The sequence below is a fragment of the Nocardioides sp. GCM10030259 genome, assembly GCF_042666375.1.
Taxonomy (GTDB): Bacteria; Actinomycetota; Actinomycetes; order Propionibacteriales; family Nocardioidaceae; genus Nocardioides.
On record NZ_JBHTDF010000016.1, the window covers coordinates 65,662 to 77,396 of the forward strand.

10 protein-coding genes are annotated in these 11,735 nt (G+C 71.0%); all 10 read right to left on the reverse strand.

The features are described from left to right. Positions 1–3 precede the first annotated feature (3 nt). Positions 4–1,293: a thymidine phosphorylase gene (locus tag ACFQQI_RS12745; RefSeq protein ID WP_378563516.1), complete on the reverse strand. Its 1,290-nt coding sequence runs from the start codon at positions 1,291–1,293 to the stop codon at positions 4–6. Beyond that, positions 1,286–2,461: a cytochrome P450 gene (locus tag ACFQQI_RS12750; protein WP_378563519.1), complete on the reverse strand. Its 1,176-nt coding sequence runs from the start codon at positions 2,459–2,461 to the stop codon at positions 1,286–1,288. Before ACFQQI_RS12750 ends, ACFQQI_RS12745 begins: the two co-directional genes overlap by 8 nt. Continuing rightward, a complete protein-coding gene (locus ACFQQI_RS12755) occupies positions 2,433–2,846 on the reverse strand; it encodes a cytidine deaminase (protein WP_378563522.1) in 414 nt (137 codons plus the stop codon). Before ACFQQI_RS12755 ends, ACFQQI_RS12750 begins: the two co-directional genes overlap by 29 nt. Then, entirely contained in the window at positions 2,846–4,108 is a 1,263-nt protein-coding gene (locus ACFQQI_RS12760; RefSeq protein ID WP_378563525.1) for an ABC transporter permease, read from the reverse strand. The genes ACFQQI_RS12755 and ACFQQI_RS12760 overlap by 1 nt, the downstream gene beginning before the upstream one ends. Continuing rightward, the gene (locus ACFQQI_RS12765; RefSeq protein ID WP_378563528.1) at positions 4,105–5,208 is read right to left on the reverse strand and encodes an ABC transporter permease; all 1,104 of its coding nucleotides are present in this window, start codon (positions 5,206–5,208) and stop codon (positions 4,105–4,107) included. The genes ACFQQI_RS12760 and ACFQQI_RS12765 overlap by 4 nt, the downstream gene beginning before the upstream one ends. Next, the gene (locus ACFQQI_RS12770) at positions 5,205–6,746 is read right to left on the reverse strand and encodes an ABC transporter ATP-binding protein (protein WP_378563531.1); all 1,542 of its coding nucleotides are present in this window, start codon (positions 6,744–6,746) and stop codon (positions 5,205–5,207) included. The genes ACFQQI_RS12765 and ACFQQI_RS12770 overlap by 4 nt, the downstream gene beginning before the upstream one ends. A gap of 124 nt (positions 6,747–6,870) precedes the next feature. Next, a complete protein-coding gene (locus ACFQQI_RS12775; RefSeq protein WP_378563534.1) occupies positions 6,871–7,923 on the reverse strand; it encodes a BMP family protein in 1,053 nt (350 codons plus the stop codon). Positions 7,924–8,056: 133 nt separating this feature from the next. Next, positions 8,057–9,262, reverse strand: a complete 1,206-nt coding sequence (locus tag ACFQQI_RS12780; RefSeq protein WP_378563537.1) for an amidohydrolase — start codon at positions 9,260–9,262, stop codon at positions 8,057–8,059. A gap of 83 nt (positions 9,263–9,345) precedes the next feature. Further along, the gene (locus tag ACFQQI_RS12785; protein WP_378563540.1) at positions 9,346–10,440 is read right to left on the reverse strand and encodes a ScyD/ScyE family protein; all 1,095 of its coding nucleotides are present in this window, start codon (positions 10,438–10,440) and stop codon (positions 9,346–9,348) included. Between the two features lie 144 nt (positions 10,441–10,584). Continuing rightward, on the reverse strand, positions 10,585–11,688 hold the full coding sequence (locus tag ACFQQI_RS12790) for a ScyD/ScyE family protein (protein WP_378563543.1): 1,104 nt from the start codon (positions 11,686–11,688) through the stop codon (positions 10,585–10,587). Positions 11,689–11,735 lie beyond the last annotated feature (47 nt).

Genomic DNA, 11,735 nt, shown 5'->3' on the forward strand with positions numbered 1-11,735 from the left:
CCTTCAGGAGATGCGGTCGATGACCAGCGGGAACGGCTCGTACGGCGTACCCGCTGGCTCGATGTCGTAGCCGCCGTCGAGCGAGGCGAGGGCGCGGTCGAAGCGGGGCTCGTCGTCGGTGAGCATCGTGAAGAGCGGCTGCCCCTCGGTCACCGTGTCGCCGGGGCGCGCGTGCCACACGACGCCGGCACCGGCCTGCACCGGGTCCTCCTTGCGGGCCCGGCCCGCGCCGAGGCGCCACGCGGCCACGCCGACCGCCATCGCGTCGAGGCGGGTCAGCACGCCCGAGGCGGGCGCGGCGACGACGTGCGACTCGCGCGCGACCGGCAGCGGGGCCGACGGGTCGCCGCCCTGGGCGGAGATCATCGAGCGCCATGCGTCCATCGCCCGGCCGGAGGCCAGCGCGTCGGCCGGGTCGACGTCGTCGCGGCCGGCGCCCGCGAGCATCTCGCGGGCCAGCGCCACGGTCAGCTCGACCACGTCGGCGGGGCCGCCGCCGGCGAGCACGTCGACCGACTCCTGCACCTCGATGGCGTTGCCGGCGGTGAGTCCGAGCGGCGTGGACATGTCGGTCAGCAGCGCGACCGTGTGCAGGCCGGCGTCCTGGCCGAGCGCGACCATGGTCTCGGCGAGCTCGCGGGCGGCGTCGACGGACTTCATGAAGGCGCCGGTGCCGACCTTGACGTCGAGCACCAGCGCGCCGGTGCCCTCGGCGATCTTCTTCGACATGATCGACGACGCGATCAGCGGGATCGCCTCGACGGTGCCGGTCACGTCACGCAGCGCGTAGAGCTTCTTGTCGGCCGGGGCGAGGCCGTCGCCGGCCGCGCAGATCACCGCACCGATCGACTCGAGCTGCGCGAACATCTCGTCGTTCGACAGCAGCGCCCGCCAGCCCGGGATCGACTCGAGCTTGTCGAGCGTGCCGCCGGTGTGGCCGAGGCCGCGCCCGGACAGCTGGGGTACGGCGACGCCGCACGCCGCCACGAGCGGCGCCAGCGGCAGCGTGATCTTGTCGCCGACGCCGCCGGTCGAGTGCTTGTCGGCGGTCGGGCGCGACAGCGTCGAGAAGTCCATCCGCTCGCCCGAGGCGATCATCGCGGCCGTCCAGCGGGAGATCTCGCGCCGGTCCATGCCGTTGAGCAGGATCGCCATCGCCAGCGCGGCCATCTGCTCGTCGGCGACGTCACCGCGGGTGTAGGCGTCGATCACCCAGTCGATCTGGCTGTCGCTCAGCTCGAGACGGTCGCGCTTAGCCGCGATGACCTCGACGGCGTCGTGGTTCTCAGGCATGGGTTCCTCTCACGAGCACGCTGCGGAATCCCCGCAGCACGAAGGTTCCTCGGCTCTCCGGCTCACCGGAGAGCTCCAGGTCTGGGAAGGCGTCGAACAGGACGGGCACGGACTCGGCCAGCTCCATGCGTGCGAGCGGGGCCCCGAGGCAGAAGTGCACGCCGACGCCGAAGGCCAGGTGGTTGTTGGGGGTCCGGTCGACGCGGAACTCGTCGGGCTGGTCGAAGACGGCCGGGTCGCGGTTGGCGGCGCCGAGGAGCGCCGCGATCTTCTGCCCCTGCTCGACCACGATGCCACCGACCTGGACGTCCTCCGTCGCGGTGCGATCGAAGAGCTGGAGGGCGGCGTCGAAGCGCAGCATCTCCTCGACGGTGGCGGGTACGTCGGCCCCGGGGCGCAGCCCGCGTCGCAGCATCGCGACGAGCCCGTTGCCGAAGACGTTGACGGAGGCCTCGTGCCCGGCGTTGAGCAGCAGCACCACCGCGGCGACGACCTCGTCCTCGGTGAGCTCGGTCGCGACCAGGTCGGTGATCAGGTCGTCGGCCGGCGCGGCCCGGCGCTCGGCGACCAGTTCGCGCACGAGGCCGGCGAAGTCGGTGGCCGCCCGCACCGCGTCGTCGACGGTCTGCTGCGTCGGCGCGACCTCGTACATCCGGACGATCGCCTGCGACCAGTCCCGCAGGTCGTGCGCGTAGGAGCGCGGCACGCCCAGCAGGTCCGCGATGACGAGCACGGGCAGCGGCTCGGCGTACGCCGCGATGACGTCGAAGCCGGCGGGGTCCACGTCGGCGAGCAGCGACGTCGCGAGCTCGCGGACGCGCGGCCGCAGCCGCTCGACGTGCCCGCGCGCGAACGCCGACGCGACGGGACGTCGCAGCCGGGTGTGCTCGGGTGGCTCGTTCTCCATCATCTGGTTGCGGTGCAGCAGGTTGAAGGGCTCGAGCCTTTCGAGCGGCTCCTTGTCCCTCCAGATCCGGCCGAGCCGTCGATCGCGCTGCACCTGGCCGACCGACGCGTGGGCGAAGGTGAGGTAGCTGCCCGACGGCTCGTGCCAGGCCACGCCGCCGGTGGCGGCGTGCTCCTCCCGCTCGCGGGCGAAGTGCGGGTAGGGATCGGCGACGACGTCGGGGTCGGTCAGGTCAATCGAGGTCGTCGGGACCGAACGCATCTGGAAGTACCTCGTCCATCGTCTTGAGCCCCGAGACCGTCCACAGGAGCAGCCCGGGACCACCGTTCTCGAACAGGAGCTGGCGGCACCGGCCGCACGGCATGATGATCTCGCGGTCACCGTTGACGCAGACGAAGTGGGTCAGTCGCCCGCCACCGGTGATGTGCAGCTGGCCGACGAGCCCGCACTCCGCGCACAGCGCCACGCCGTACGCCGCGTTCTCGACGTTGCAGCCCGTGACGACCCGGCCGTCGTCGACCATGGCGGCCGCACCCACCGCGAAGTGGGAGTACGGCGCGTACGCGTGGGTGGCCGCCTCCTCGGCGGCCACCTTGAGCGCATCCCAGTCGAAGCCGTCGGCGCTGTCCGGAGCGGAGGCGCCCACTACCCGGCACTGCCCTTCCGGTAGATCTGCCCGTCGGCGGCCGGCATCCGCAATCGTTGCGAGGCGAACGCGAGGACGAGCAGCGTCACGACGTACGGCGTCATGCTCGTGAAGTCACCCGGCACCTCGTCGATCACGAAGTAGAGGACACCGAGGCCGACGGCGACGAGGCCGGTGATGACGGCCGCGCGCTGCTGCTGCTGCTGGCGGGCCTGCCAGACCGCCGCGGCGATCGCGAGCACCGCGAGCGCCAGGAGCAGCGCGTGCACGGAGTCACCGCCCTGCCGCAGGCCGAGGGTCTCGGTGTAGCCGAACAGGCCGGAGCCGGCCAGCAGGCCGCCGGGGCGCCAGTTGCCGAAGATCATCGCCGCGAGGCCGATGTAGCCGCGACCACCGGTCTGGCCGTCGCGGTAGTTGCTGGACGCCACCATCGCGAGGAAGCCGCCGGCGAGGCCCGCGAGACCACCGGAGATGAGCACAGCCGCGAACTTGTAGCGCAGCACGTGGACGCCGAGGGACTCGGCCGCCGACGGGCTCTCGCCGCAGGAGCGCAGGCGCAGGCCGAACGACGTGCGCCACAGCACCCACCAGGTCAGGACCAGGAGCAGCATGGCCAGCACCACGAGCAGCGACAGGTTGGTCACCAGCGCCTGCGCCGTGGCGGCGAGCTGCGAGATGAAGAAGATGTCCTTGGCAGCGAGCTCGCCGAGTGGATCCCCGATCCAGTCGATGTTGATCGTCTGGACGTCGGGGATCTTCGGTGACTGGGTCTGGCCACCGCCGGGCAGGCCGACGAAGGTCAGCGAGGCGAGGTACTGCACCGCACCCAGCGCGATGATGTTGATCGCGACGCCGGAGATGATGTGGTCGACGCCGAAGATGACGGTCGCGACGGCGTGCACGAGGCCGCCGAGCATGCCCATGACGATGGCCCCGGCGACACCGGCCCAGGCGCCGTAGTGGTAGCCGAAGTAGCCGGCGCCCCAGGTGCCGAGGATCATCATGCCCTCGAGGCCGATGTTGACGACGCCGGCCCGCTCCGACCACAGGCCACCGAGGCCGGCGAGCATGATCGGGACGATCGCGATCAGGGTCGCGGCGACGGTGCCGCGCGAGACCAGGTCGTTGGCGCCGGTCACGGACTCCAGGATCGACAGGGCGAGCAGGACCGCGGCGAGCGCGGCGGCGAACCACCAGCGCGGCAGCCGGCGGCGCTCGCGCGGAGCCGCGGTGATCGACTCGGTGTAGCCCGAGGTGGTCATGCCGGGACCCCCTCGGACTTGTCGTTGCGGGCGGCAGCCAAGGCCTTCGCGACCTCCCGCTGCTCGAGCCGCACGCCGTACCGCCGCACGAGCTCGTAGGAGATGACGACGGTCAGCACGATCACGCCCTGGGTGATGGCGACGATGTCGGGCGAGACGCCGACGAGGATCTGCAGCGGGTTCGACTGCTCGTCGAGGTAGGCCCAGAGCAGGGCGCCCAACGCGATGCCGATCGGGTTGTTGCGGCCGAGCAGCGCGATCGCGATGCCGGCGAAGCCCAGGCCCGACTGGAACGTCGAGCCGTAGGTGTAGGAGTCTCCGAAGAGGATCGGGAGGCCCACGAGCCCGGCGAGCGCGCCCGAGATCATCATCGCGGCGATCGTCATCCGCTTGACGCTGATGCCGCTCGCGACGGCGGCCGTCGTTGACCGGCCGGTGGCCCGCAGGTCGAAGCCGAAGCGGGTGCGGTTGAGCACGAACCAGAACGCCAGGCCGGCGAGCGCGGCGATGACGACGAAGCCGTAGATCTCGAAGTCGCCGAACGGGATGCCGCCGATGCGGCTGCCCTCGGGGATCTCGCGGGTGCCGATCTCGTTGCTGCCCTCCTCGCGCACGGAGACCTGGCGCAGGAGGTAGGCCACCAGGCTGGTCGCGATGAGGTTCAGCATGATCGTCGAGATGACCTCGCTGACGCCTCGGGTGGCACGCAGGACACCCGCGATGCCCGCCCAGATCGCGCCGACGGCCATCGCGCAGACGATCGCCAGCGCGGTGTTGAGGTAGCCCGGCAGCCAGGCCTCGCCCGCGACGACCGCGGCGGTGAACGCCGCCACGCGGTACTGGCCGTCGACGCCGATGTTGAACAGGTTCATCCGGAAGCCGACCGCGACCGCGAGCGCGGACAGGTACAGCACCGAGGCGTTGTTGATGATGTTGGCCCAGTTGCGCATCTCGGGCCACGAGAGCAGCTGGCCCCACACGTCGCCGACCGGGTCGCCGGCGGCGATCAGCACCAGGCTGGTGATCACGAAGGCGGCCAGCAGCGCGAGCACCGCGGCCGCGATGCCGAGGCCGAGGCTCGTCAGGCGTGCCTTGGTCATGCGGATTCCTCCCCTGCTCCGGTCATCGCGGAGCCGAGCCGCTCGGGGGTCACGTCGTTCGGGTCGAAGCTGCCGACGAAGCGACCCCGCAGGATCACCTCGATGCGGTCGGAGAGACCGATCAGCTCGTCGAGGTCGGCAGAGATCAGCAGGACGGCGAGGCCGTTGCGGCGCGCGTCCTTGATGTGCTTCCAGATCGCGGCCTGCGCACCCACGTCGACGCCGCGGGTCGGGTGCGCGGCGATCAGCAGCGTCGGTTCGCTGCTCATCTCCCGGCCGACGATCAGCTTCTGCTGGTTGCCGCCGGACAGCGCCCGGGCCAGCACGTCGGGGCCGGGGGTGCGTACGTCGTACTCCTCGATGATGCGCAGCGTGTCGGCGCGCGCACCGCGCTTGTCGATCAGGCCGCGCTTGACGCTCGGCGGACGGGACTGGTGGCCGAGGATGCGGTTCTCCCACAGGGGGGCGTCGAGCAGCAGGCCGTGCCGGTGGCGGTCCTCGGGGATGTAGCCGACGCCGTCCTCGCGCCGCTCGCGGGTCGAGCGGCTCGAGAGGTCGTTGCCGGCGAGCTCGATGAGGCCGGTCGCGGCCGGGCGCATGCCCATGATCGCCTCGACGAGCTCGGCCTGGCCGTTGCCCTCGACGCCGGCGATGCCGAGCACCTCGCCGCGGTGGATCTCGAAGGAGATCGAGTCGATCAGCGGGCGGCCCTCGTCGCTCGGCAGCGCGAGGTCGCGGACGCGGAGCAGCACCTGGTCGGTCACGGTGGACGCCTCGGTGCTCGGGGACGGCAGCTCGGAGCCGACCATCAGCTCGGCGAGCTGGCGGGCGGTGACGCCCTGCGGCTCGACGGTCTGCACGGTCGTGCCGCGCCGGATCACGGTGATCTCGTCGGCGACCGAGAGCACCTCGTCGAGCTTGTGGGAGATGAAGATGACGCTGAGACCCTCGGCCTTGAGGCCGCGCAGGTTGCCGAACAGCTCGTCGACCTCCTGGGGGACGAGCACCGCGGTCGGCTCGTCGAGGATGACGATGCGTGCGCCGCGGTAGAGGACCTTGAGGATCTCGACCCGCTGGCGGGCGCCGACGCCGAGCTCCTCGACCAGGCGGTCGGGCTGGATGCCGAGGCCGTAGGCGTCGGAGATCCGCTTCACCTCGGCCCGCGCCTTCGCGCCGATGCCGTGGAGCTTCTCGGCGCCGAGGACGACGTTCTCGAGGACCGTGAGGTTGTCGGCCAGCATGAAGTGCTGGAACACCATGCCGACGCCGGCCTTGATGGCGTCGGCCGGAGAGTGCAGGGAGACCTGCGCGCCGTTGATCTCGATCGTGCCCGAGTCGGGCGGCTGGACGCCGTACAGGATCTTCATCAGCGTGGACTTGCCGGCGCCGTTCTCTCCGACGATGGCGTGGATCGTGCCCCGGCGCACGTCGATGTTGATGTCGTCGTTGGCGATGACACCCGGAAATCTCTTGCCGATGCCGCGCAGTCGCACCGCGAGATCGCCGGTGGCTGCGCTGAGGGGGGCCTCGGTTGGCACGATCTCTGACCTCCTTGTCAGGTTCGGGCGTGACGCTACCTTCTCAGGTCGCGCACGCGGAACGGGCCCGCGGGGCTGGTGCCCCGCGGACCCGTTGCCAGGTGATGCGTGGTTGTGCTCTCGATCAGGGAGCGGTCGGGACCGTGATCTCGCCGTCGATGATCTGCTGCTTGAACTCGTCGAGCTGGTCGGTGATGTCGTCGATCTGACCACCGCTGGTCGAGTAGCCGACACCGTCGACCGCGAGGTCGTACCGGGTGACGCCCGCGGGGAAGTCACCGTCGTTCACGGCCGTGAGGTACTCGTGGACCGCGACGTTCACGTTCTTGAGCATCGACGTGATGATGACGTCCTGCACGGACGGGTCGGCCGTGTTGAACTGGTCGGAGTCGACACCGATCGCCTTCGCGCCGGCCTCGGAGGCCGCCTCGAAGACACCGCCACCGGAGCCACCGGCGGCGTGGTAGACGACGTCCGCGCCGTTGTCGTACATGCCCTGCGCGGCCGTCTTGCCCTTGGCCGGGTCGGCGAAGCCGGAGAAGTCCGGGACCTGGGTGAGGTACTTGACGTCGACCTTGATGTCCGGGTTGACCGCCTCGGCCCCGGCGATGTAACCGGCCTCGAACTTCTGGATCAGCGGGGTCTCGACGCCACCGACGAAGCCGATGTGGTCGGACTCGGTCTTCAGCGCCGCAGCGGCGCCGACCAGGAACGAGCCCTGCTCCTCGGCGAAGACCAGGCTGGCGACGTTCGGGACGTCGGCGAGGCTCTCGTCGTCGATGATCGCGAAGTGGACGTCGGGGTACTCCTCGGCGACCTTGGCGACCGACGCGGCGTAGGCGAAGCCCACGGCGATGATCGGGTCGTAGCCGGCGTCGGCGAAGGTGCGCAGGCGCTCCTCGCGGGCGGTCTCGGCCTCGCCGTCCTCGGCCTCGGACTCCTGGGCCTCCATGCCGAACTCTTCCTTGGCCTGGTCGAGACCGGCCGCCGCGGAGTCGTTGAAGGACTGGTCGCCGCGACCGCCGACGTCGTAGGCCATGCCGACCTTCACGTCGGACGTGGGCGCCGCGCTCTCGTCGTCAGACGCCGAGCCGTTGTCGCTGTCGTCACTGCCGCAGGCAGTCAGGGCCAGGATTCCGGCCGCGAGCACTGCCGCAAACTTCGTGGTGCGCCGCAAGACGCCTCCTTCGTGTGCTGTGGACGCCCGTCAGGGCGCGAAAACAGTCAGACACTAGGGCCCGCGATGCGGTTCCAGCACGGCATTGACGAAGTTGTTATCGAGTCGATGCCCGCGTGGCGTCAATTTTGCGTCAGGACCGCGCCAGCGACGACACCGCGACCTGGGCCAGCACCCGCGCGCCGACCCCCACCGCACGGTCGTCGACGCGGAGGTTGCCCTGGTGGAGGTCGTACGTCGGACCTCCCGGCGTACGCGTGCCGAGGCGGCCCATCGCGCCGGGAACCCGGTCGAGGTACCAGCCGAAGTCCTCGCCACCGAGGCTCTGCTGGGTCGGCACGTGTCCCTCCGGTCCCAGCACCGCCTCCACGGCCCACGCGAGCTGCGTGATCGAGCTGAGCTCGTTGACCACCGGGGGCACGCCCCGCTGGTAGTCGACCTGCGCGTGCACGCCGTACGGCGCGACGATCTGCTCCACGAGGAGCGGCACCAGCTTCTCGGCCTCGGACCAGGCGATCGCGTCGAGCATCCGGACGGTTCCGCCGAGCCGGCCGGTCGCCGGGATGACGTTGTGCGCCGAGCCGGCCCGGACCACGCCCCAGACGACGCTGACGCCCGCCCGGGGGTCGAGCCGGCGGGACAGGATCGCCGGGAGCTCGGTGACGACCTTGCCGAGCGCGAACGTGAGGTCCTCGGTCAGGTGCGGGCGCGAGGTGTGGCCCCCGGAGCCGGTGAGCGTCACGTCGAGGTGGTCGGCGGCGCCGGTGATCGGCCCCTCTCGCAGCCCGACCTTGCCCACGTCGAGCGTGGGGTCGCAGTGCAGGCCGAAGATGCGGTCGACGTCGTCGAGGGCGCCGAGCTCGATCAGCGACAGTGCCCCGCCGGGCATGACCTCCTCGGCGGGCTGGAAGAGCAGCCGCACGCGCCCCGGGAGACCGCCGAGGTCGTGCACGCGGCCGAGTGCGACGGCCGCGCCGACCAGGGCGGCCGTGTGCACGTCGTGGCCGCAGGCGTGGGTGACGCCCTCGACGGTGCTCGCCCAGGGGTCACCGGTCAGGTCCGGGACCGGCAGCGCGTCGAGGTCGGCGCGGAGGGCGACCACCGGACCGGCGTCCCCGATCTCGGCGACGAGGCCCGTGCGCGGCAGCTCGGTGACCCGCCACCCGGCCCGCCGGATCCGTTCGGCGACCAGGGCGGTCGTGCGCAGCTCGCGCCAGGACAGCTCGGGGTGCGCGTGGATGTCGCGGCGCAGCACGACGAGCTCGTCCTCGGCTGCCGAGACGGCGTCGTCGATGACCGCGCCGGAGGGCGCGCCGGGGATCGGACTGACAGAGGACATGTCAGCACGAGGTTAGTCCACCGGGCAGGCCGGTGCGGGCCCCGACCAGCGGCCGGGACCCGCACCGTGCGGTGCTGCGTGGCTCAGCTGCCGTAGCGGACGAGCTTGCCCGCCGGCGGCGCGTCCTCGGGGCCGAGCACGTTGGTCGTCGCGTAGATGCCGTCCGGCGTCCACTCGACCGTCGCGGGCATCTTCGCCTTGGCGTAGGTCTTCACCTTCGACGTGCCCTTCTTGATCCGCGAGATCTCGCCGCCGAAGAGCTGCGCGACGTAGATGTCGCCGTTCGCGGCGGTCGCCACGCCCGTCGGGCCGAAGATGCCACCGGCGACCAGCTTCGCCTTGCCGCCGTCCATCTTGACGCGGTAGACCGCGCCCAGCGGCATCTGCTCGCCGAGGCCGCCACCCAGGGTGGTGAAGACGAGCTTGCCCTTGCCGCCCTTCTGGACGTCGGTCGGCACCGACTCGCCGTAGTAGGTCAGACCCACCGCGCAGTCCGGGACGCCGAAGCCCGCGGCCATCTCGGGCGTGATCTTGACCGCCACCGGCGGGCTCACCGCGACCGTGCGGATCTTGCCCTTCGGGGAGATGGCGAGCACGGCGTTCATGCCGGCGTCGGCGACGAAGACGGTCCCCTCGTCGACCTGGTACGTCGCGTACGGGTGCGAGTCCTTGATGCCCGGGTACGTCGCGGGACCGATCTCCTCGACCGGCCACTGAGCCTCGCACTCGGGGCTGATGCCGCGAGCGCCGTAGATGACGTCCTTGTCGGGGTTCTTCTTGTTCTCGTAGGCGCGGATGTTGGCGAGCGTCTTGACCTTGCCCTTCGCGGTGATCCACTTGACCCACGACTTCTGCGGGTTGCCCTCGGCGTCGCTCTTGGTCTCCGTGAACACGAGCTTGCCGTGGAAGACCGAGACGCCGCCGACCTCGTTGCCACCCTTGCTGGCGTAGACGGTCTCGGGCTTCTCGCCGGGGGCCACCCGCGTCAGCATGCCCGCGAAGTTCTGCGTCACGTACGCCGTGCCGTCGTCGTCGACCGCCGCGCTGAGCGGGGCGACGAGCTTCTTCGCAAGGGTCGTCGGCTTGGGTGCTGCAGCCTGGCTCGCCGGCATGAGCACGGCAGTCGTGGCCGCGAGAGCGAGCGTCGCCGAGGCGGCGACGATCCGGGTTCTACGCATGAATGCCTCCCTGAGCGGTGATGAGAGGCCCACAGTGGCTACGCCCAGAGGTAGTGCGCAACGCCCGAATGGGCTATATACACGCGGACGCAGTAGTGCAGGCCCCGGCCGATCATCCGGGGCCCGCACTCGGCTCACGAGGGGTCAGCGCTTGAAGCTGACCACCTTGCCGTTGGGCTTCTTGCCCTCCGGCGGGAGGACGTCGGTCGTGGCGAAGATCCTCTTGCCCCGGACCTCGACGTCACCGGTCATCGAGAGCTGACGGACGGTCTTCGCCTTGCCGGAGCCCTTCTTGATCCGCGCGATCGCGCCGCTGAACAGCTGCGAGACGAACGCGTCGCCGTTGTCGGCGACGGCCACGCCCACCGGGCTGACGAGGCCACCGGCCACGGTGGTCACCTTGCCACTCTTCGGGTTGACCTTGACGAGCCGGCCACGCGCACCGAGGCTCGGGTCCTCCGGGCCGCCGGGGAGGGCGGTCACGTAGAGCTTGCCGTCGGGGCCGACCTCGACGTCGGTCGGGACCGCCTCGAAGAAGTAGTCCAGGCCGACCGCGCACTGCGGCAGCTTCTGGGCCTCGGCGAGCTCGGCCGTGATCTCGGTCGGCACGCCCGGCAGCACCGCGACCGTGCTGACCTTGCCCTTCGGGGAGACCGCGAGGATCGCGTTCATCGCCGCGTCCGCGACGTACGTCGTCCTCTTGTGCGTGGTCGTCGCGTACGGGTGCGAGTCGACGATGCCGGGGTACGTCGCGGGCGGACCGTCGGACGGCCACAGGGCGGCGCAGTCCGGGGTGATGCCGCGGGCGCCGTAGGTGATCTCGCCGTCGGGATTGGTCTTCCGCTCGTGGGCGAGCAGGTTGGCGACCGGCTGCGCCTTGCCGCTGCCGCCGATCCTCATCAGCCGGGTCGCCGTGTAGTTGCCGTCCTTGTCGGCCTCGCTGACGGCGAAGGTGACGGTGCCGCGCCGGGCCGAGACGGCGCCGACCTCGGCGCCACCCTTGGCGGCGTAGAGGGTCTCGGGCCTCTCGCCGGGCTGGAGCAGCTGGAGGGTGCCGCCGAAGTTCTGGGTGACGTAGACGTCGGTGCTGTCGACGGCGATGCTCAGCGGGCTCAGCAGGCCCTTGGCCAGGACCTCCGGCTTGGCCGGCTTGGCCGAGGTGACGGCGCCCGACGGTGCCGTGGCCAGGCCACCGGCGGCGAGCGCGCCGGCCACGGCGGTGGCGGCGAGGATGCGGGTCTTGCGCATGGTGTGTTGCCTCTCCAGAGCGGGTGGGATCTCGTGTGGGAGAGACT